The organism is Pseudomonas sp. IAC-BECa141, assembly GCF_020544405.1.
Taxonomy (GTDB): Bacteria; Pseudomonadota; Gammaproteobacteria; order Pseudomonadales; family Pseudomonadaceae; genus Aquipseudomonas.
This window is the reverse complement of record NZ_CP065410.1, coordinates 3,708,667-3,730,485: the sequence shown is the minus strand read 5'-3', so window position 1 is coordinate 3,730,485 and position 21,819 is coordinate 3,708,667. Positions and strand designations below refer to the sequence as shown.

The 21,819-nt window shown below is 62.3% G+C and carries 19 protein-coding genes; 8 read left to right on the top strand and 11 right to left on the bottom strand.

The annotated features are described in order from the left end of the window. Positions 1–87 precede the first annotated feature (87 nt). Complete coding sequence (locus I5961_RS16910) at positions 88–1,572, top strand: NCS1 family nucleobase:cation symporter-1 (protein WP_227232894.1); 1,485 nt, start codon at positions 88–90, stop codon at positions 1,570–1,572. A 155-nt stretch (positions 1,573–1,727) separates the two neighbouring features. Beyond that, the gene (locus I5961_RS16905; protein WP_085705042.1) at positions 1,728–3,011 is read left to right on the top strand and encodes a Zn-dependent hydrolase; all 1,284 of its coding nucleotides are present in this window, start codon (positions 1,728–1,730) and stop codon (positions 3,009–3,011) included. 93 nt (positions 3,012–3,104) lie between these two features. Here the strand turns inward: I5961_RS16905 and I5961_RS16900 are convergent, their stop codons facing one another. The 9 genes from I5961_RS16900 to I5961_RS16860 all read right to left on the bottom strand — a co-directional run bounded on the left by I5961_RS16900 (position 3,105) and on the right by I5961_RS16860 (position 12,806). Next, positions 3,105–3,314 (bottom strand): hypothetical protein, encoded by a 210-nt coding sequence (locus I5961_RS16900; protein ID WP_085698163.1) that lies wholly within the window; start codon positions 3,312–3,314, stop codon positions 3,105–3,107. Positions 3,315–3,464: 150 nt separating this feature from the next. Continuing rightward, positions 3,465–4,853, bottom strand: coding sequence for an amidohydrolase family protein (locus tag I5961_RS16895; RefSeq protein ID WP_227232893.1), 1,389 nt, complete (start codon positions 4,851–4,853; stop codon positions 3,465–3,467). A 12-nt stretch (positions 4,854–4,865) separates the two neighbouring features. Then, on the bottom strand, positions 4,866–6,221 hold the full coding sequence (locus I5961_RS16890; protein ID WP_227232892.1) for a nucleobase:cation symporter-2 family protein: 1,356 nt from the start codon (positions 6,219–6,221) through the stop codon (positions 4,866–4,868). A gap of 256 nt (positions 6,222–6,477) precedes the next feature. Next, positions 6,478–7,521 carry a CobW family GTP-binding protein gene (locus I5961_RS16885; protein ID WP_227232891.1) on the bottom strand — a complete coding sequence of 348 codons (1,044 nt, stop codon included), beginning with the start codon at positions 7,519–7,521 and terminating at the stop codon, positions 6,478–6,480. A gap of 87 nt (positions 7,522–7,608) precedes the next feature. Next, positions 7,609–8,223, bottom strand: coding sequence for a UbiX family flavin prenyltransferase (locus tag I5961_RS16880; RefSeq protein WP_227235614.1), 615 nt, complete (start codon positions 8,221–8,223; stop codon positions 7,609–7,611). Between the two features lie 11 nt (positions 8,224–8,234). Beyond that, entirely contained in the window at positions 8,235–9,620 is a 1,386-nt protein-coding gene (locus I5961_RS16875; RefSeq protein ID WP_085698169.1) for a UbiD family decarboxylase, read from the bottom strand. A 123-nt stretch (positions 9,621–9,743) separates the two neighbouring features. Continuing rightward, positions 9,744–10,649 (bottom strand): amidohydrolase family protein, encoded by a 906-nt coding sequence (locus tag I5961_RS16870; protein WP_007952854.1) that lies wholly within the window; start codon positions 10,647–10,649, stop codon positions 9,744–9,746. Between the two features lie 4 nt (positions 10,650–10,653). Then, entirely contained in the window at positions 10,654–11,583 is a 930-nt protein-coding gene (locus I5961_RS16865; protein WP_085698170.1) for an amidohydrolase family protein, read from the bottom strand. A 332-nt stretch (positions 11,584–11,915) separates the two neighbouring features. Further along, the gene (locus tag I5961_RS16860) at positions 11,916–12,806 is read right to left on the bottom strand and encodes a LysR substrate-binding domain-containing protein (RefSeq protein WP_227232890.1); all 891 of its coding nucleotides are present in this window, start codon (positions 12,804–12,806) and stop codon (positions 11,916–11,918) included. A gap of 118 nt (positions 12,807–12,924) precedes the next feature. Here I5961_RS16860 and I5961_RS16855 point away from each other — a divergent pair, with 118 nt between their 5' ends. The 6 genes from I5961_RS16855 to I5961_RS16830 all read left to right on the top strand — a co-directional run bounded on the left by I5961_RS16855 (position 12,925) and on the right by I5961_RS16830 (position 19,711). Further along, the gene (locus tag I5961_RS16855; RefSeq protein ID WP_085698172.1) at positions 12,925–13,389 is read left to right on the top strand and encodes a (2Fe-2S)-binding protein; all 465 of its coding nucleotides are present in this window, start codon (positions 12,925–12,927) and stop codon (positions 13,387–13,389) included. After that, positions 13,389–15,596, top strand: coding sequence for a xanthine dehydrogenase family protein molybdopterin-binding subunit (locus tag I5961_RS16850; RefSeq protein ID WP_227232889.1), 2,208 nt, complete (start codon positions 13,389–13,391; stop codon positions 15,594–15,596). The genes I5961_RS16855 and I5961_RS16850 overlap by 1 nt, the downstream gene beginning before the upstream one ends. A gap of 6 nt (positions 15,597–15,602) precedes the next feature. Then, the gene (locus I5961_RS16845; RefSeq protein ID WP_227232888.1) at positions 15,603–16,493 is read left to right on the top strand and encodes a LysR family transcriptional regulator; all 891 of its coding nucleotides are present in this window, start codon (positions 15,603–15,605) and stop codon (positions 16,491–16,493) included. 77 nt (positions 16,494–16,570) lie between these two features. Further along, entirely contained in the window at positions 16,571–18,061 is a 1,491-nt protein-coding gene (locus I5961_RS16840) for a helix-turn-helix transcriptional regulator (RefSeq protein ID WP_085698175.1), read from the top strand. Between the two features lie 186 nt (positions 18,062–18,247). Further along, entirely contained in the window at positions 18,248–18,490 is a 243-nt protein-coding gene (locus I5961_RS16835; RefSeq protein WP_085698176.1) for a DUF1652 domain-containing protein, read from the top strand. A 567-nt stretch (positions 18,491–19,057) separates the two neighbouring features. Further along, positions 19,058–19,711, top strand: a complete 654-nt coding sequence (locus I5961_RS16830; protein ID WP_227232887.1) for a trimeric intracellular cation channel family protein — start codon at positions 19,058–19,060, stop codon at positions 19,709–19,711. A gap of 45 nt (positions 19,712–19,756) precedes the next feature. Here the strand turns inward: I5961_RS16830 and I5961_RS16825 are convergent, their stop codons facing one another. Both I5961_RS16825 and I5961_RS16820 read right to left on the bottom strand, forming a co-directional pair. Further along, positions 19,757–20,524, bottom strand: a complete 768-nt coding sequence (locus tag I5961_RS16825; protein WP_085687598.1) for an SDR family oxidoreductase — start codon at positions 20,522–20,524, stop codon at positions 19,757–19,759. A gap of 38 nt (positions 20,525–20,562) precedes the next feature. Beyond that, the gene (locus I5961_RS16820; RefSeq protein ID WP_085698178.1) at positions 20,563–21,630 is read right to left on the bottom strand and encodes a phosphotransferase family protein; all 1,068 of its coding nucleotides are present in this window, start codon (positions 21,628–21,630) and stop codon (positions 20,563–20,565) included. Positions 21,631–21,819 lie beyond the last annotated feature (189 nt).

Here is a 21,819-nt window from a genome sequence, read left to right as displayed (position 1 = left end):
TCAGTTCCTCCGGCCATCGTCCGGCTCGCACCCGCGTGTGCAGCCGCCTGATGAGCAAAAAATAATCAGAAGAACAGTGGAGCGGCCATGCAACAGAACAGATCGCAAGTGACCGAGCGCGACGGCTTGTTCGAACTCGAAGCCGGCAGCGACGTCCTCGACAGTCCCCGTTACAACCACGACATGGCACCGACCAGGGTGCGCGAGCGAACCTGGAACAAATGGCACATCACCGCGCTGTGGGTCGGCATGTCGATCTGCGTGCCGACCTACACTTTGGGCGGCGTGCTCACCGCCTATTTCGGTTTGACCGTCGGCGAGGCGCTGCTGGCGATTCTGTTCGCCAACATCATCGTTCTCATCCCGCTGACGCTGAATGCGTTTCCCGGCACCAAATACGGCATTCCGTTTCCGGTGCTGCTGCGCTCGTCGTTCGGGATCCTCGGTTCCAACGTGCCGTGCCTGATCCGCGCGCTGGTGGCCTGCGGCTGGTTCGGCATCCAGACCATGTTCGGCGGGCTGGCGATTCATCTGTTTCTCGGCTCGGTGTTCGAGGGCTGGAAATCCCTCGGCGGGACCGGGGAGGTGATCGGTTTCATGATCTTCTGGACGCTGAACCTGTGGGTGGTGATCCGTGGCGCTGAGTCGATCAAGTGGCTGGAAACCCTGTCGGCGCCGCTGCTGGTGGCAGTCGGTATCGGGTTGCTGGTGTGGGCCATGCCGAATGTGTCGATGACTGAACTGCTGGCAATTCCGCCGAAGCGTCCCGAAGGCGCGAGCGTGGTCAGTTACTTCGCTGCGGGACTGACGGCGATGGTCGGTTTCTGGGCCACATTGTCGTTGAATATTCCCGATTTCAGCCGCTATGCCCGCAGCCAGAAGGATCAGATCCTCGGGCAGATTTTCGGCCTGCCGCTGACCATGTTCCTGTTCGCCGCGCTGGGCGTGGTGATGACTGCGGCATCGGTGAAACTGGTGGGCGTCAGCGTTTCCGATCCGGTGACTCTGATCGGCCATATCCAGAGCCCGGTGTGGGTCGCGGTAGCCATGGCGCTGATCATCATCGCCACGCTGTCGACCAACACCGCCGCCAATATCGTTTCGCCGACCAACGACTTCCAGAACATTGCGCCCAAGGTGATCAACCGCACAAAAGCGGTGATCCTCACCGGGTTCGTCGGCTTGGCCTTGATGGGGCATGAACTGTTGAAAAAGCTCGGCTGGATCGTCTCCGATGTCAGCCTGGAAACCGTGTATTCGAACTGGCTGCTGGGCTATTCCAGCCTGCTCGGGCCGATTGCCGGGATCATGGTGGTCGACTATTTCCTGATCAAGAAACAGCAACTGGACCTGGCCGGCCTGTATCGCGACGACGTGTACCCGGCGTGGAACTGGTCCGGGTTCATCGCGTTCGGCGTGCCGGTGGCGCTGACCCTGCTGTCGCTGGGCAGCAGCGCATTCAGCTGGTTCTACAGCTACGGCTGGTTCACCGGCTCGGCGCTGGGCGGGTTGATCTATTACGGGTTGTGCGCGATGCGTACGACGCCTTCGGTAGTGAAATCACCGGTATAGCAGATGATCGTTCCCACGCTCTGCGTGGGAATGCAGCCCGGGACGCTCTGCGTCCCCAAAGCGGACGCAGAGCGTCCATGGATGAATTCCCACGCAAACGGTTCGACGCCTGGACGTGGGAACTATCGATAAGAAAACTGCCTGAGGAGATCCCCATGAACGCAGCCGTAGACGTTCTGCAATCGACCCATCAGCACATCAACCGCGATCGCCTGTGGGCGTCGCTCATGGAGCTGGCGAAGCTCGGCGCCACGGTCAAGGGCGGGGTCTGTCGCCTGGCCCTGACCGACCTCGACCGTCAGGCCCGCGACCTGTTCGTGCAGTGGTGCAAGGACGCCGGTTGCAGCGTCACGATCGATGAAGTCGGCAACATCTTCGCCCGTCGGCCCGGTCGCAATCCGAACCTGCCGCCGGTGATGACCGGCAGTCACATCGACACCCAGCCCACCGGCGGCAAGTTCGACGGTTGCTTCGGCGTGCTGGCGGGGGTCGAAGTGTTGCGCACCCTCAACGACCTTGGCGTGGAAACCGAGGCGCCGCTGGAAGTGGTGGTCTGGACCAACGAAGAAGGCTCGCGTTTCGCCCCGTGCATGATGGGCTCCGGGGTGTTCGCGGAAAAATTCACCCTCGAAGAAACCCTGGCCAAAGTCGATGCCGACGGCGTTACGGTCGGCGAAGCGCTGAACGCCATTGGCTACGCCGGGTCACGCAAGGTCAGCGGACACAAGGTCGGTGCCTATTTCGAGGCGCACATCGAGCAAGGTCCGATCCTTGAGGATGAACAAAAAACCATCGGCGTAGTGCTCGGCGCACTGGGGCAGAAGTGGTTCGACCTGAAACTGCGCGGCGTCGAAGCCCACGCCGGTCCGACCCCGATGCACCTGCGCAAGGATGCTCTGGTCGGCGCCTCGGTCATCGTCGGCGCGGTCAATCGCGCGGCCCTCGGCCATCAACCCCACGCCTGCGGAACGGTCGGTTGCCTGCAAGCCTATCCCGGCTCACGCAACGTGATTCCCGGCGAAGTGCGCATGACCCTCGACTTCCGGCATCTTGAACCGGCGCGCCTCGACTCGATGATCGCCGAGGTCAAGCAAGTCATCGAAACCACCTGCGAAGAACACGGCCTGACCTATGAACTGACCCCGACCGCCGACTTCCCGCCGCTGTATTTCGAAAAAGGTTGCGTCGAAGCCGTGCGCGGCGCAGCCAAGGGGCTGGGCCTGTCGCACATGGACATCGTCAGCGGCGCCGGCCACGACGCGATTTTCCTCGCCGAACTCGGTCCGGCCGGGATGATCTTCGTGCCGTGCGAAGGCGGCATCAGCCACAACGAAATCGAAAACGCCGCGCCGGATGATCTGGCAGCCGGTTGTGCGGTGTTGTTGCGGGCGATGCTGGCGGCTTCGGCGGCGGTGGCAAAAGGACAACGGGCGGCGTAAACACAGTGCGCTGGATGAATCGGCACAACATTCAATAGCCAGGCAAGGTTTTACCTGTGGGAGCGATTTTGCTCCCACAGATTCGGTACACGATTACCCGGGCCTTTGGTTGTTGTTTGCCGAACCTCTGCGACGGTTACTGCCATTCGGATTGCCAACGTCCAGCAATCGTCTTTCCACCAGCACATTCTCAAGCGCCTGACGTTCGGCCGGCGCCATCTCGTGTTCGCGCTTTTTCAGCTCCAGCAGGATGGGGCTGGACCAGGTGCGATAGGTCTGTTCGATGAGGCGGTTGGATGTCATCAGTCTCTCCTTGATCAAGAGCCCGGTGTCGCTGGCAGGGGCTCAATCCGATGAGGTACTGACTTTAGTCGACAAAATCGCAGGGCGCTAATGCCGCCGGTGGGAGCTGACGAGGCGAATCGTCGCACCGCCGCTCCCATCGGTCATGCATCAATCGTCGGCCTTCATCATCGCCTGCACACCCTCCCAGGCCTCGGCCCGCATCCGTTCGATATCCAGCCCCGGAATCACGCCGTTATCGACCACGATCCGCCCACCCACCAGGCTGTATTTCACAGCGATTGGCTCACCCGCGACGACTGGTGCGACGGCGCTGTCGTGGAAACCGTAGAAGCGCGGATGGTCGAGGCTGTAGATCACGAGATCAGCCGCTTGACCAACCTCCAGCGAACCGACCGCGCCGAGGCCGAGCACTTGTGCGCCGCCGGCCGTACCCCAGTGGATCACGTCTTCGGCGGTGGTGGCCGAGGCGCCTTGCTCGGCGCGGTGGATCAGCCATGCGGTGTTGGCTTCGCCGACCATGCTTCCGGATTCGTTGGAGGCGACGCCATCGACTCCGAGGGAGATCGGCACGCCGGCCTCGTACATTTGCGGAATCGGCGCAACGCCGCTGCCCAGCCGTGCGTTGCTCACCGGGCAGTGGGAGACACTGGTGCCGGTCTGGGCAAGCATGCGGATTTCCCCCGGTTGCAGGTGTACAGCGTGGGCGAACCAGACGTCCGGGCCGAGCCATTCGTGTTCGGCGACGAATTCCACCGGCAGGCAGTTGTACTTGTCGCGGCAGAAATTCACGTAGTTCTGGGTTTCCGACAGGTGCGTGTGCAGACGCAGTCCCATGCCTCGCGCGGTATGCGCCAGTTCGCGCAGCAGGGTTGGCGGCAGCGAGAAGGTCGGCGTGGTTGGCGCCACGACCACCCGGCGCAGAGCATCCGGGGTGTCCTGGTGGTAGCGTGATTTCAGCCGTTCGATATCACCGACCATTTGCTCCAGGGATTCCGGTTGCAGCGCGGTTTTCGAGAAACCCGGATGCGCGCTGGCGGACTGCAGTGCGCCGCCACGGCAGAGCACGAAACGCAGGCCGAACTCTTCGGCGAGGTCGAACAGCAAGTCGCCGGTCTCGGTGCTGCCGTGGGCGTGGTAGAGGTAGTGGTGATCGGCGCAGGTGGTGACGCCGGACAGCAGCAGTTCGACCATCCCCAGCCGCGCGGCGATCCGCGCCAGTTGCGGGGTAAAACGGTTCAGACGCGGGTAGGGCACGCTCGCCAGCCAGCCTTGCAGGTCCTGATTCAAGCCTTCGGGCACGGCTTTGAGCAGGTTCTGGAACAGGTGATGGTGGGTGTTGATCCAGCCCGGATAGACCACTGAGTTGCGCGCGTCGATCACCCGTTCACCGGGTTGCGGCTCAAGGTTGGCAGCCATTTGCGCGATGCGGCCGTTGACCACGCGGATGTCCACTGCGCCGGCCCGGGCACGGGGGCCGCGCAGGCCGCTCATCACCGCGACCGGTTGCTTGATCAGGATGTTTTGAAGTTGAGTCATGGGCAGCTCCAGTCAGAGGATATGCGAGGCGGATTTGCCGGGTGTGGTTTCTGGCACGCTGACGCCGTTGAGCGCCGCGTTGAGCAGCACCGACACCAGGCAGGCGATGACCACGCTGCTGTGCAGGAACGGCTGTGACCACTCGGGCAGTTGTTTGAACAGGGTCGGGGCGAGCACTGGCACCAGAGCGGCGGCGATGGTGAAACCGACGATCAGCACGTTGTAGCGATTGCGCTCGTAGTCGACTTTGGCCAGGGTCTGGATGCCGGCCGCCGCGACCACGCCGAACATGGCGATGCCGGCACCGCCCAGCGCAGCGGTCGGCATCGAGGCGATAATCGCCCCGGCTTTCGGCACCAGTGCAATCGAGCACATCAGCAAACCGCTGATCGCCACCACCCAGCGGCTGCGTACACCGGTCAGGATCACCAGCCCGACGTTTTCCATGAAGGCGATGAACGGGAACGCGGCGAACATCCCGGCGATGGTGCTGGCCAGGCCATTGGCGCGCAGGCCGTTGATTACTTGTCTGTCGTCTACCGGTTTGTCGACGATGTCGCCGATGGCTACAAACAGCCCCATGGACTCGACCATCTGCACGATCATCACGACGACCATGGTGGCGATGGGTATCAGGCTGAAGGTCGGCAGGCCGAAATAGAACGGGTAGGGCACGGTCAGCCACGGTGCGTCTTCGACGCTGTGAAAGTTGCCCATGCCCAGACCGTAAGCCAGACCGGCGCCCACCAACATCCCCACCAGCACCGCCATGTTGCGCAGCAACGGGCTGCCATAACGGTTGACCAGCAGGATGGTCAGCAGCACCACCACGGCCACGGCGAGAAACGCCGGCGCGCCGAAATTGCTCGCGTTGCGCCCGCCGCCGACCCATTCATAGGCAATCGGGAACAGTTGCAAGCCGATCACCGTGACGATGCATCCAGTCACCACCGGCGGAAAGAAGCGTCGCAAGCGACCCACGAACGGCGCCATCAGCAGGGTGAAAATCCCCGCACCGATCACCGCCCCGCAGACCCCGGCAAATCCCACCTCCGGGTTGCTGCCGATGGCGATTACCGGGCCGACGCTGCTGAACGCCACGCCTTGCAGGATCGGCAGGCGCACGCCGAACTTCCAGAAACCGACGGTCTGCAACAGCGTGGCGATGCCCGAGCAGAACAGCGTGGTGCTGATCAGTATCACCGTGTCGGCGTGGGACATCTTCAGGGCACTGGCGACAATCAACGGCACGGCGATGGCGCCAATGTACGAGACGGCCATGTGCTGCAGGCCGAGGGTGAGCATCTGTCGCACCGGCAAGACGCGGTCGACAGGGTGGACGGTGGAGGAGGAACTGGCTGACGACATGGGGAATCACCTCTAGCTGTTGTTATTCGGTACAGAGGGGTATTCGTCTGATGCGGCTTGGCTCGAGAACACTGTGGAACCTTGTGGGAGTGAGCTTGCTTGCGAAAGCGGCAGGTCAGTCAACTGAGGGGTTGAGTGTGCCGACCTCTTCGCGAGCAAGCTCGCTCCCACAAGGTTTTGTGTTATTCCCATGGCGTGCATCAGTCATTCGTTCTGTGTGCCCGGAACCGCCATCCACCGGCTCCGATGCCGGGCTTCAGCCGGCCAGGCAGGCGGCAAAGCCCTGGTTCAGCGCCACCCGATCCAGGTCGCGGCCGATGAACACGATCTTGCTTGAGCGCGGCTCGCTGCCCCACGCGGTCGAGGCGCGGAACTCCACCAGGCTGTGCACGCCTTGCAGCACGTAGCGCTGGTCTTCGTTGGCCACCGCCAGCACGCCTTTCATGCGGTACAGGTTGTCGGCCTGGGCGTTGCGCAACTCACTGATCCAGCGGTGGAACGCCATCAGGTTGACGGCGCCGTCCACGGCGATGCCCACCGAGGACACGCTCGGATCGTGTTCGTGGTCGGGCTCTTCAGCGTGGTGGTCGTGGTGATCGTGATCGTGCTGATCCGCGCCGATTTCCATCAGCTTCTGCGTGCATTCGAAGGCGCCGATACCGAGGATTTTCGACAGGTCGATCTGCGCGTGGGTCGAGGTCACCAGATCCGCCGTGGCGTTCAAGCCACGGATCTTGCCGCGCAGGGTTTCCACCTCTTGAGGACTGACCAGATCGACCTTGTTGATGACGATACGATCGGCGCAGACGATCTGATCCACCGCCTGATTGTCGACGCCGTCCAGTTGCAGGTCTTCCAGGTGTTGGGCGATGTGCTTGGCATCGACCATGGTTACAATGGCGTCGAGTTCGACTTCCTCGGCAATCGGGTCGTTGATGAAAAAGCTCTGGGCCACCGGGTACGGGTCGGCCAGGCCGCTGGTCTCGATCAGGATATGGTCGAGCCGTACCGGGCGCGCCACCAGTTCGCGGACGATGCGCACCAGGTCTTCGCGGACTTCGGCGGTGCAGCAGACACAGCCGTTGACCATTTCGTAGATCTCTTCGGTCTCGGAGCTGAGCACCAGATCGCCGTCGATGCCGACCTCGCCGAACTCATTTTCGATCACCGCGATCTTGCGGCCATGGTTCTCCTTGAGGATGTAATTGAGCAGGGTGGTTTTGCCGGCACCGAGGAACCCGGTGAGGATGGTGACCGGGATTTTGGTGTTCGGGGTCGGGGCGTTGAAGGGGGTGTTCATGTGAGGCTCCTTGGTGATTACCGGTGCACGATGAATTGAGTGATGACGCTTTACTGTGGGAGCTAGCTTGCTAGCGATAGCGGTGTGTCATTTAGCGGTGATGGCGACTGATCGACCGCCATCGCGAGCAAGCTCGCTCCCACAGGGTTCTGTGGGTTCTCGCCATCGGCGGGCGACGCCGGCATCGAGGCCGAACAGGTCGAGGACGCGGCCGAGGCTGTGATCGACCATTTGCGCAAGGCTGTCGGGGCGGGCGTAGAAGGCCGGCACCGGCGGGGCGATGATGCCGCCCATTTCGGTGACGGCAGTCATGTTGCGCAGGTGCGCGAGGGTCAGCGGTGTTTCGCGGGCCATCAGTACCAGAGTGCGGCGTTCCTTTAGGGTGACGTCGGCGGCGCGGCCGATCAGACCCGATGACGTGCCGGTGGCGATCTCCGCCAGCGTCCTCATCGAACACGGCGCAACCACCATGCCCAGGCAGCGGAACGAACCGCTGGCGATCCCGGCGGCGACGTCATCGGCGCGGTGGTAATGGCTGGCGAGGGCGATGACGTCCGCCAGTTTGTAGTCGGTTTCGTGGGCCATGGTCAGCAGCGCGGCGCGGCTGATGATCAGGTGGCTTTCGATGTTCAGCTCGGCCAGCAGCTCCAGCAGGCGTACGCCATAAATGAAGCCGGACGCGCCGCTGATACCGACCACCATCCGCTGACGGTTCACGATGGCAGACCGTCGAGCAGTTGCCGCGCGCGTTCGAGCACGTCCTGATCGAGCTGCGCCTTGATCCCGTCAAACCCCGAGCCGCGCGTGGCATCCAGGCCCATGCGCGAGGTGGTGCCATTGACCGAGGATGACGGGTCCAGCGGGCTGCCGGGCAAACCGTCAATCGTGAAGATGTCGAGGTGCGGCTGGAAGTGCGTGGCCAGTGCCCACAGCACCTGGCTGTCGTCGGTGAGGTCGATATCGCTGTCCACCGCGATCACGGTTTTCAGATACGGATCCCAGCCGAGCAGGGCCAGCATGATCTGCCGGGCCTCGCCGTCGCGGCTCTGGTCCAGCGCTACGTAGCAATGAAAATGCGTGCCGGAGTTCGGGTAATGCACGGCGGTGACGGCGGGAAAGCGTGCCTTGAGCTTCTCGCTCATTTCCGCTTCACGGGGCAGCCGCGCCAGCGTCAGGTGCTCGGCGTAACGTCCGCCCATCACGTCCACCAGCCACGCGTCCCTGCGCCGCAACAGGGTGTCGACGCGCAGCACGTTGTTGGTCGAGCGATCCGAGGAATAACCGCTGAATTCGCCGAACGGACCTTCTTCGGCATAGGCCGTCGGGTCTATCGCGCCTTCGAGCACGAACTCGGCGTAAGCCGGCACGCCGATGCCGTAGCGCGGGGTCTTGACCAGTTCCAGCGGCGCACCGAAAAGCCCGCCGGCCACCGCGCGTTCATCGCTGCCATAGGGCAGGCGGGCAGCGGCGGCGAGCATGAACAGCGGGTGCGCGCCGACCACCATGGCCACGCGCAATTCTTCGCCACGTTCGCGGGCGGTCTGCAACATCCGCCACAGATGTCCGCGTGAATGCAGGCTGGTGGCCAATGCCTGACGGGCGTGGCGCATCGAGCGGTGATAGCTCATGTTGGCGATGCCGGTGAGCGGGTCCTCGGCGATGATAATGGCGTTGGTGATGTACGGGCCGCGATCACTGTCGAAATGCTTGAGCATCGGCAGCAGTGCGAGGTCCAGCGCTTCACCTTCGAACACCTCGTCGAGTACCGGGCCGGTTTCGACGTAGCGCGGCGCGATCGGCTGGTTGGCGCGGGTCTGGAAGGTTTCGTGTAACTGCGCGGCGCCGACGCCGAACAGTCGGGCGATACGCCGGCGGGAGGCGAACAGATTGGTTGCCACCGGCACACCGAGGTTGCCGACGTTTTCGCAGATCAGCAGTGGATCGCGACCCTGGGCGGCAAGGGCATCTACCAGGGCGGTGACGTCCTGATCGGCGCAAAGAGGGTGGGTGATGGTCAGCACATCGTCCGGGTACTGGCGGCGATAGGCGTCGATGAATACGTGAAAGTCCTGAGAGTCGCCGAGCGTCGAACGGGTCATGGTTTCACCTCGTAAAAAGCAGGCGCGCAGGGGTGAGGCCGGCGTTCGATCGACAAACCGTTGGCCTGCCGGTCGAGCGAACGCCGGGTCATCTTCGCGCCTGTAAAGTCGCTGTGTACGGGTTTAGAGGTAGGTCGTGGTCAGACGAATGTCCGCCTCGGCCAGGTCTTTGGGCGGCGGGGTCGGTTCGATTCCGCACAACCTTGCGATGTTGTTGCCCAGGTAATCCTCAAGGTGATCCTCGTCGATCCCCAGGCCTTGCGGCGCCGGCGAGCACAACACTTCCAGCTCGCGCAGCCACATGCCCGGCTCGTTCGGCGGCGAGTCGGTGCCGAACACGATCTTGTTGCGCGGCAGTTCCTTGGCGAACTCGACGATCCGCGACTGGAAGCACCAGCCGGACTCGCAGTACACGTTCGGCGTGTCCATCGCCATCCAGAACGCCTCGAACGAGTAGTTGCCACCGGTCTGGATGCCGAAGTGACCGATGATGAAATTGACCATCGGGAACTCGCGGATGATCGGGTAGAACATCGTTGGAATGGTGTACGGGCCGTCGCCGGTGTGAATCAGCACCACGATGTTGTACTTGGCGCAGACTTTCATCGCCGGGCGCAGCCAGTCGAGTGCGCGATCCGGGCGATAGCCGTGCATGTTGGCGTGCAGCTTGAGCATCTTGAAGCCGTATTCCTTGATGTGGAATTCCAGCTCCGCCGCACCGTTTTCCGGTCCCCAGCGCGGGTTGAAGTTGAAGTTGCCGATGAAGCGGTCGGGGTACTTCACGCACAGCTCGGCGACGTACGACATGTAGTCACGCACACCCTCGCGGCCACGGCGGTTGCCGTCGCGATAACCGGTGTTGCCCGGTGGCGGCTGGATGAAACCCATGTCGATCCGGCGCGGCTTGCCGTTGATCATGTACGGGCCGTCCATGAGCTTGAGCATGCGCTCGCCGGTGAACGGTTCGCCGGTGTGGCGCCAGGCCTCGTCGACCAGGTTGGTGGGGTGCAGATGGGTGTCGATGATCATCGGTTCAGCTCCTGGCCAGTTGGGTGGTGACGGGGCGCTTGAGTTGCGCCTCTGCTTCGGAAACGGAACGCGGCGGCGGGGACGGCTCAAGGCCGATCATCCGTGCGGTGTTGTTGCCCAGGTAGTCTTCGAGGGTGTCCTCGTCGAGGTTCAGGCCCTGCGGCGGCTCGTGGCAGAGCACTTCGAGCAGGCGCAGCCACATGCCCGGTTCGTTCGGCGGGGTGTCGGTGCCGAACAGGATCTTGTGGGGCGGCAGGACTTTGGCGAACTCGACAATCCGCGATTGCAGGCACCAGCCGGATTCGCAATAGACGTTGGGCAACTCCATCGCCCACTGCATCGGTTCAAACACATAGACGCCGCCGGTCTGTACGCCGAAGTGGGCCATGATGAAATCGACGTTGGGGAATTCCTTGATCATCGGCACCCATTCCGACGGGATGCTGTAAGGCCCGTCGCCGGTGTGCAGCTTGACCGGAATGCCAAGCTCGGCGCATTTCTCGAAGGCCGGGCGCACCCAGTCCAGCGCACGGTCAGGACGGTAGGCGTGCATGTTGGCCTGCATCTGCACCATCTTGAAACCGTGCTCTTTCACGTAGCGCTCGATCGCCTCGACGCCGTTCTCTACGCCGCAGCGCGGGTTGTACACGAAGCAGCCGATGAAACGGTCCGGGTAGGTCTGGACCATTTTCAGGGTGTAGGCCATGTAGGCGTCGATGGATTCGCGGCCCGACAGTTCGCCGTCGGTCCAGGTGTAAATGGTGTTGCCCTGCGGCGGCTGGATGAAGGCTTTGTCGATGCGGCGAGGTTTGCCGTTGACCATGTACGGGCCATCCATCATCTCCAGCAGACGCTCGCCGGTGAACGGGTCACCGTCATGCCTCCAGGCGAGGTCCACGAGATCCGTGGGATAGCAGCTGATATCGATGATCATTGAAGTCGATCTCCTGATAGCGGGGAAGGGAGCCTTGCGGCTCACAGCATCCACGTCCCGGGCAATCGGCCGTTTCTATGCGCGGCAATCGCGCATTCCCTCGCCTGTTCGCATCCGGCCCGGGTGGGTGGTTGCTTGAGGCGAGTATTGGAAGGCGGGGGAGGGTTCGTACAATATTAATTGGGTGGGGTGGTGATACTTGTTCGATATGGTTTTGGTTTTTTGTGGTGATAGTGATGGCCTCATCGCGAGCAAGCTCGCTCCCACAATTTGACCGCATTCACCCCGTTGGAATGCCGCCACCCGTGGGAGCGAGCTTGCTCGCGAAGGCGTCAGAATTGTGTATGCAAAGCCAGCTGTTTGATCGCATCAACCACCGGCGCCACCCGCTCGGCCTGCCCATGGGGCCACACCGCATACAGGTTGTAATGCGCCGCAATCTGCGCCTCGTTCAGCGCCACCAGCCTTCCGTTGCGCAAGGCATCGGCGGCCAGCAACCCACGCACCAGCCCGGCGCCGACACCGGCCTCGGCAGCCGCGATCAGATTCGCCGCATTATCAAAAATCACCCGCGCCGGCGGTTCGGTCGGCGTCATCCCGGCCGCATCCAGCCACGGAATCCAAGACCGCCGCGTATACCCCAACAACGGCAACTCAAGAATCTGCGCCGGGCTCAGCGGCACCTGCAAACCATGTCGCTCAAGCAACACCGGTGACGCCACCGCCAACACCCGATCCCCGCAGATCTGGGTCATCTCGCAATCCTCCCAGTCGCCATAGCCATAGCGCAGCGACAGGTCCACCCGTTCGAACGTGCTGCGATCACTGCGCGGCATTGACAGGATCGTCACTTCGAAATCCGGCAAACCGTCGAGCAACTGCGGCAGGCGCGGATTGAGCCAGCTCTGCGCCAGTTCGCTGTCGACGTCGAGGGTCAGTCGCTGGGCCACGCTGCGGTTCTTGACCGAAGACAACGCCCGATCAATCTGCGCCAGCCCATCCGACAGCACGCTGGCAAACAGCTGCCCGGCGTCGGTCAGGTTGCTGCCGCCGCCTTCGCGCACGAACAGCGGCTGGCCGATGAACTCTTCCAGGGCGCGGATCTGCTGGCTGATCGCGCTGTGGGTCAGGTCGAGCTTGCGCGCGGCGCTGGAAAAACTGCCGCTGCGCGCCGCGTGAATGAACGCGCTCATGGACTGCACCGACGGGTATCGCTTGTACATGTTGTTAGTCCTGCTTACACCGGTTGGCAGAAATCGTCGCTGGCCGCGCGTTGCCAGGGTTTCCAATAATCGATCACCAGGCCCGCACAAAGACGGGCCGCTCTTCTGGAGCCTGACAATGATTGCATTCACGGTTAACGGCGAACGACGCGAGCTGGATGAAGCGTCCCCCTCCATGCCCTTGTTATGGGTATTGCGTGATCAGTTGAAACTCACCGGCACCAAGTTCGGCTGCGGCATGGGCCTGTGCGGTGCCTGCACCGTGCACCTGAACGGCGTCGCGGTGCGTTCCTGCCAGTTGCCGCTGGCCGCCGTCGCGGGCCACAGCATCACTACCATCGAGGGCCTGTCGCCCAGCGAAAACCATCCGCTGCAACTGGCCTGGGTCGCCGAAGATGTGCCGCAATGCGGCTACTGTCAATCCGGGCAGATCATGTCCGCCGCCGCGTTGCTCAACACTGGGGCAGCGATTAACGACGACTCGATCCGCAACGCCATGTCCGGGAATATCTGCCGCTGCGGCACTTACGGGCGGATCAACAAAGCGATCAAACGTGCGGCGAATGCGCCGAAGGAGGCGTGATGAGCCTCATCCACGGCAACGTTGATGAACCCTCGCGCCGGGTATTTCTCAAGCAGGCGGTGACGGTGGCTTCCGGTATGGCGGTTGCGTTGTATTTGCCTTCCGGTGCGGCGGTGACTGAAGTGAAAACCTCGGCCACCGAATTCGAACCCAACGCCTGGGTGCGGGTGCTGCCCGACGGCACGGTGAAGCTGGTGGTGCACAAGCACGATTCCGGCACCGGGACCCAGACCGCGCTGGCCGCGTGTGTCGCCGAAGAACTGGACGTGAACCCGATGACGGTGCAGGTCATCACCCCGGAAGATCCGTTTTTTGAAACCTACATTCATCCGGTCTGGAAAGTTTTCTCAACCGGTGGCAGCACCAGTGTGTCGCTGGAATACGATCGTCTGCGCATGGCCGGTGCCACGGCGCGGGCGCTGCTGATCAGTGCGGCGGCGCAGCAATGGAAGGTCAGCCCTGACAGCTGCTCCACCGAAGAGGGCCGGGTCGTGCATGTGTCGAGCAAACGCAGCCTCGGCTACGGCGAACTGGCCGGCGCGGCAGCGCATCTGCCGGCGCCGGCCAACGTCACGCTGAAGGATCCGGCGCAGTTCAAGTACATCGGCAAATTGCGCCACAAACGCGATGCGGCGGCCAAGGTTTGCGGGCGCTTCAGGTACAGCATCGATGTGCAGTTGCCGGGAATGCTGGTGGCGGTAATTCAGCGTGCGCCGGTGGTGGGCGCGAAGGTTGTCGCAGTGGATTCGGCGGCCACGTTGCAAGTGCCGGGCGTGCGCAAGGTGATCGCGATTCCGGGCCGCCCGGACGTGCTCGGCGGCAACCTCGAAGGCGTCGCGGTGCTGGCCGAAACCTTCTGGGCCGCGCAGCAGGGACGCAAGTTGCTGGAGATCAAATGGAGCGAATCCCCGCTGGCCGGTTTCGACAGCGCCGAGCTGGTCAAGGCGCAGATCGCAGCCATCAGTGATCCCGTGACGCAAACCGTCAAAGCCATGGCCCAGGGCGATGTCGCCGGGCAATGGTCGGGCGCGGCGAAGCTGCTCGAAGCCGATTACACGATGCCCTACAAGGTGCAAAACCCGCTGGAGCCGATCTGCATCACCGCGCAGGTCAAGGACAAGGCGATCACCTTTTGGGGCGGCGTGCAGGTGCCGTCGTCGGCACTGGAAGCGGCGCAGACCGTGTGCGGCATCGGCAAGGACAAGGTCACCATTCATGAGCTGGTGTCCGGCGGCAGCTTCGGTGCGCGGGAAGCCAAATACTGGCTGTTCGAAGTCGCGTATCTGGCGCAGCAGACCGGCGTGCCGGTGAAACTGCTCAACAGCCGCGAAGACGAAATGCACGCGCTGTTCAATCACCCGGCCACGCTTCATCGGGCGAAAGGCGCACTGGATGCCCAAGGCAAACTCGCGGCGCTGCAACTGCATGCGGTGTCGCCAGCCTCGCCGGAACAGTGGGAACCGGGCTATTTCGAGCGCCCGGATCACATGGATTACAGCACCACCGAGGCCATCACCGCGTGGGACTTCGCCTACCGTCCGCCGCACCTGGATCTGAACTGGGTCAAGCACGAAAGCAACGTCCCCAGTGGCTGGTATCGCTCGGTGAGCTTCATTCCCAATGTGTTCGCCGTGGAAAGCTTCATGGATGAACTGGCCCATGCCGCCGGAGAGGATCCGCTGGCGTTCAGACTGGCCAACATGCAGGACAGGCCGCGGCATGTCGCGGTGTTGAAACAGGCTGCCGAACGCGCCGGTTGGGGCCAGAAACTGCCGCCGGATACGGCGTTGGGTATCGCCACCAATCAGGGCTACACCAGTTTCATCGCGGTCGTGGCGCGGGTTAGGAAAGATGACGACAAGGCCCGGGTCGAGAAGCTGACCTGTGTGGTCGATTGCGGTCTGGCGGTGTCGCCCGGCGGGGTCGAGGAGCAGATTTACGGCGGATTGATGTGGGGCCTCGGTCATGCGTTGTTCGATCGCCTCGACATCCAGCAGGGCAGGGTGGTGCAGAGCAACTTCCATGACTATCGCGTCACACGCATGTCCGACATGCCACCGGTGGACATCCTTGTGCTCGATGGTCAGCCGGATAAACCGGGCGGCGTGGGAGAACTGGGCAGCCCGTCGGTGGCCCCGGCGATTGCCAATGCGCTGTTCAGCCTGACCGGGGTGCGTCAGCGTTCCACGCCACTGAACCTGGGGTAAGCCGCCATGGACCTGCGTTTGCTGCGGTACTTCATGGCCCTGGCCGATGAGCTGCACTTCGGCCGCGCCGCCGAACGCCTGCACATCTGCCAGCCGCCGTTGAGCCAGCAGATCCGCTTGCTGGAGGAAGAACTCGGCACACCGTTGTTCGAGCGCAGCCATCACCGGGTCGAGCTGACAGCGGCGGGGCAGATGCTCAAGGAGCAGGCGCCGCTGGTGTTCGAACAACTCGAACGGGCGCTGGACCTGACTCGCCAGACCGGGCGCGGGCAACTGGGCGAGCTGGAAATCGGCATGATCAGTTCGGTGATGGTCGGCGTGCTGCCCAAGGCGCTGCACCTGTTTCGCGAGCGCTACCCGCAGGTGACCTGGCGCCTGCATGAGATGACCCCGGCGGCCCAGGTCAAGGCGCTGAAGGAGAAACGCATCGACGCCTGCGTGTTCCGCGTCGGTTATGACGACCCGCAGTTGCGTAATGAATTGCTGATCCATGAGCCGATCCATGTGGTGATGCCGGCGGATCATCCGCTGGCCCGGCGTGAAGTGCTGGCGCCCGCCGACCTTGCGCAGGAACCGTTCGTGGCGCTGGAATTGAAGCAGTCGCGGTTCGCCAATTTTCTCTATCAGTGCTGCATTCAGGCCGGGTTCACCCCGCAGATCCGCCAGCAGGTGATCGAGGTGCAGACCTTGCTCAGTCTGGTCCGTGCCGGGTTTGGCGTGGCACTGTTGCCAGCCTCCATCGAGCAACTGGCCCCGGCCGGGCTGGTGTTTCGACGCCTGACGCCGGCGCTGCCGCAAGTGCCGTTGTATGCAACGTATCGGGCCGACGATGCCTCGCCGGTGCTCAAGCTGTTTCTCGATACGCTGCGCGAGCTGGTCGATCACAACTCTCGGTAATCAGGGGCAAAATTGCCCGGCACGATCACAACGGCCAGCGGTCGTAATCTTCACATGCGTTCACTTGTGGAGAGCCAATGAGCCGGGACGTCCTGACCACCGAAACCAATCGCCGTCAGTTGCAGCAGATCATCGCCGGTCTGTCCGACGGAGTGATTCTGCTGGAACTCGATCAGACCATTCTCTGGGCCAACGAAGCCGCGCTGGCGATGCATGGCGTCAGTCGCATCGGCGAGTTGGGCAACAATGCCGGGGAATATGCCGAGCGCTTCAACCTGCGTTATCGCAACAACCACACGCTGACACCGGAGCAGTACCCGATCAGCCGAGTGGCCGCCGGCGAAACCTTCAGCGACGTGCTGGTCGAAGTCACCCCGAACAGTGACGAGGAACGCACCTGGGTGCACAGCGTGCGCAGCATGGTGCTGACCGATCGAGACGGCGACATCGAATCGCTGGTGCTGATCATGAGCGACGTCACCGATTGGGCCAACGCCGAACAGCGTTTCGAAAAAACCTTCAATGCCAACCCGGCGCCCGCGGTGATCTGCCGTCTCAGTGACCTGCGTTATATCAAGGTCAATCCGGGGTTCCTGGAGATGACCGGTTACACCCGCGATCAGGTGATCGGCGCTTCCACTTATGAGCTGGACATTCTCGAACAGGCCGAGCGCAAGGATCTGGCGATCCAGCGACTGCGTGATGTCGCGACCATTCCGCAGATGCAGGCTGAGTTGCGTCTGCCGGATGGCGGCAGCAAGCAGGTGATCGTCGCCGGCCAGCCGCTGGTGCTCAACGACGAAGACTGCATGCTGTTTTCGTTCGTCGACATGGAGCTGCGACACAAGGCCGAGGTCGCCCTGCGTCAGAGTGAGGAGCGGTTCGCCAAGGCCTTTCGCCTGACCCCGGTGCCGATTTTGATTTGCAGCGCCGACGAACAGCGGTTGATCGATGTCAATCAAGCCTTCCTCGATACCCTGGCTTACGACAGCGACGAAGTGCTGGGCAACACCATCGCGCAACTGAACTTCATCGATGAACCGGCGGAACGCTCGCGCTTGCTGGCGGCGCTGGAGAAGACCGGCCGGGTCGATCGCGTCGACATGCGGATCCGCAGGAAAGACGCCGAGCTGCTGGAGTGTGCAGTGTCCGCTGACACCGTCAACATTCAGGACACGGTGTGCTATCTGCTGGTGCTGATGGACATTACCGAGCGCAAGCGTACCGAGCTTGAACTGGTGGCGGCGATTGAAGAGGTGATGAAGGATGCGTCGTGGTTCAGCCGTACGCTGATCGAAAAACTGGCCAATGTGAAGAAGGTCAATTCGCCGCAACTTCCAAGTGTGTCGTTTACCGACCTGACGGCTCGCGAGCGAGACGTGCTGGGGCTGATCTGTGAAGGGCTGGCGGACAAGGAGATTGCGGCCCGGTTGAAGCTGGCGCCGAACACCGTGCGCAATCATGTGGCGACGGTGTATTCCAAACTCGACGTGCACAGTCGCAGTGAGGCGATTGTCTGGGCTCGCGAGCGCGGACTGTTCTCGGGCGGCGGCAAGGGGCAACGATAAGGTGCAAATGCACTAGTCAATGAGGTGCAAATTAGGGTGTCTGGTGAGGCGGGCTGTTCTTAGTCTGGCGACATGCGATGCGTTTTCGTGATCGTGTCCCTTTCGTCGTAACTCAAGGATCAGCCCCATGAATGTATTGCTTGTCATTGAACCGGGCGTAGCGCGCCGTCTTCCGGAGCACGCGCGGTGATGTATCTGGCACAGTTGCGGGCTCAGCTTGAGCGCAGTTTTTCGCCGTTGGCCTGCGAGTGCGTGGTGGATGGGGATCATTCACTGACGGTGAAGCTGTATCACCGGGTTTCCGGGGAGGTTGATCTGGTCATCAGCGGATTGAGCCTCGATGCCTTGCGCACGCCGGAAGCGGTGGAGGCCTTGATTGATGAATTGCGGTATGAACTTGAGAGTAATTCCTTGCGCTCTCCGGGGTGAGCGTGGCGGCCTCCGGGCCGACCAGGTTCATGGTTTTTTGGGTGAATATCCGTTAATGCCGGCCCAGCCAACAGGAACCAAAAGGTCTGTGCCCTGACGTTCGGCACCTCGCTTTGGCTCTGCGTCCCAATCTGACGGTCACCTGTGGGTACCGGTTTGTCAGCGGGGGCGGCCGATCGGTCGACTCATTGAATTGATAGCTACTCATCCCGAAAATCGACAGTAAATATCACCTGTTATCCCCATTTCACTGGCACTCACCCCCCACTGGTCTATAAGGAATGAGTGGTTCGGTTTCCATAACCGGGTATTTGCACGCTCGGCGACGGGAGTTTGTCTTCCATTCATCGCGGGTCATCCTATGAAAAATCCTGGGAAACGCGTGTGTTTTTCGCTGTTGTCGGCTTTCGGTCTGGTGCTGCTGAGCGGCTGCGCCAGTCCTCCACCCCCTCCGCCGGCAGCGCCGCCTCCACCACCGGAGCGCACTTGTCAGGTCATGGAAAATACCGAGGTCGCCGGTGATGCGTATGCCGACGGGCAAGTGACCCGACACATCACCAAGACCCGTTGCGTCACTCAATAGCCCTGGCGCCATCGAAGGCGCGGGTCGAGCGGATTGTGCTGGTGGCCGATCTGGTCGGCACCGCCGTGTTTGCCGTTGAAGGCGCCATTGCGGCGATGCACGCTCGACTCGATCTGCTCGGGGTGATGGTGATTGCGTTCATCGTTGCACTGGGCGGCGGGGTGACCCGTGACCTGCTGATCGGCGCTACGCCGCCCAAGGCTGTGGCTGACTGGCGTTATCCCGCGCTGGCGTTTGCCATGGGCGGGGTGGCGTTTGTTTTTCATGAGCGGGTGCTGGGCTGGTCCGGTTCGACCTTGATCGTGCTGGATGCGGCGGGGTTGGCGCTGTTTGCAGTGGCCGGGGCACAGAAGGCGTTGAATTTCGGGATTTCGCCGTTTGTGGTCATGTTGATGGGCACGATTACTGGTGTCGGTGGCGGGGTGCTGCGTGACATCGTGCTGGCGCGGGTGCCGCTGGTGTTGCAGGCGGATTTGTATGCCAGTTCGGCGTTTGTCGGTGCGGCGGTGTTGATCGTCGGGCGCAGGCTGGGCGTTTCGCCTGTGGCGGCCGCATTGCTGGCAGGCGCGGCGTGTTTGTTGCTGCGGTTGTTGTCGGTGCATTTCGGCTGGCAGTTGCCGAAGGTTCTGGAAGCATGAAAAAGGCAGCCCTTGGGCTGCCTTTTCGCTTGCGTCAGCGGCGGATCAGGACAGGAAACCACCGTCCACATTCAGCGACACGCCGGTGGTGTAGCTCGACGCATCGCTCGCCAGGTAAAGCACGGCGCCGGCCATTTCGCTTGGGTCAGCTACGCGCTTGAGCGGGATCTGCGTCAGCGCTTGCTTCAGGATCGCGTCGTTCTTCACCAGGGCCGAGGCGAATTTGGTGTCGGTCAGGCCCGGCAGCAGGGCGTTGCAGCGGATGCCGAATTGCGCGCATTCCTTGGCGAAGACTTTGGTCATGTTGATCACCGCGGCCTTGGTCACCGAGTAGATGCCCTGGAAGATCCCCGGCGAAATGCCGTTGATCGAGGCCACGTTGATGATGCTGCCGCCGCCGTTTTCGCGCATCAGCTTGCCGGCTTCCACCGACATGAAGAAGTAACCACGGATGTTCACGTCGACGGTTTTCTGGAAGGCGCCGAGGTCGGTATCCAGCACGTTGCAGAATTGCGGGTTGGTCGCGGCGTTGTTGACCAGGATGTCCAGACGGCCGAACTGTTCCTTGATCCCGGCGAAGACCTGGCTGATCTGTTCCATTTCGCCGATATGGCAGGCGACCGCTGTGGCTTTGCCGCCAGCGGCGATGATGGCGTCGGCCACGTGTTGGCAGCCTTCGAGTTTACGGCTCGAAACGATGACGTGGGCGCCTTGCTGGGCCAGCAGTTTGGCGATGGCTTCACCGATGCCGCGGCTGGCGCCGGAGACGAAAGCGATTTTGCCGTCGAGGTCGAACAACTGAGTCTTGGACATGGGATTCCCTTGTAGTAAGCCTTGTTATAACGCCGTCATCAGAGGCTGGATTTGGCAATGACCTGCAGGCTCATCTGCTCCAGCAGTTTGTTCATGTGAATGAACTGCGCGAAGCGTTTGTCCTGGGTCTGGCCATGGAAGAAGCGGTAGTAGATCTGCTGCACGATGCCGGCCAGGCGGAACAGGCCGTAGGTGTAGTAGAAGTCGAAATTGTCGATCTGGATGCCCGAGCGTTCGGCGTAGTAGTCGACGAATTCGCGGCGGGTGAGCATGCCAGGTGCGTGGCTTGGCTGGCGGCGCATCAGTTGCACCGGCGCCGGGTCGTCGGCCTGGATCCAGTAGGCGAGGGTGTTGCCCAGGTCCATCAGCGGATCGCCGAGGGTGGTCAGCTCCCAGTCGAGCACGCCGATGATCTGCATCGGGTTGGTCGGGTCGAGGATGACGTTGTCGAAGCGGTAGTCGTTGTGCACGATGCTGGAGGTCGGGTGGTCGGCCGGCATCTTGTCGTTGAGCCAGGCTTTGACCTGTTCCCAGTGCGGTGCGTCCGGGGTCAGGGCTTTTTCGTAGCGTTCGCTCCAGCCCTTGATCTGGCGGGCGACATAGCCTTCAGGCTTACCGAGGTCGCCGAGGCCGCAGGCGTTGTAATCGACCCGGTGCAGCTCGACGAAACGGTCGATGAAGCTCTTGCACAGGGCTTCGGTTTTCGCCGAGTCCAGGCCCAGTTCCGGCGGCAGGTCGGAGCGCAGGATGATCCCCTTCACCCGTTCCATCACGTAGAACTCGGCGCCGATCACCGAATCGTCGGTGCAGTGCACGTAGGCTTTCGGGCAATACGGGAAACCGTCGCGCAACTGGTTGAGAATGCGGAATTCGCGGCCCATGTCGTGGGCGGACTTGGCCTTGTGGCCGAACGGTGGACGGCGCAGGACGAACTCCTGGTCCGGGTATTCAAGCAGGTAGGTCAGGTTCGACGCGCCGCCGGGAAACTGGCTGATCCGGGGCGTGCCGGTCAGGCCCGGAATGTGCGCCTTGAGGTACGGATCGATCAGGCTGGCATCGAGTTCTTCGCCAGAGCGGATACGGGTGGACTGGTCAGTAAGCGCCATGCTTATCCCTTCTGCTTATTTTGGAGGCCAGACATCATTGGCTAATCTAATGGCGCGCTTGGGTCGTCACAAGCGCGGCTCGGTCTTATAGGTTAGCGTGTTGGACGGTAATCAACTTTGGGAATGGACGTGGCGTGCCGCAGCCCGACGCCGGCACGTCCGGGATGATTTCGGCAGACGCCGAAGCCC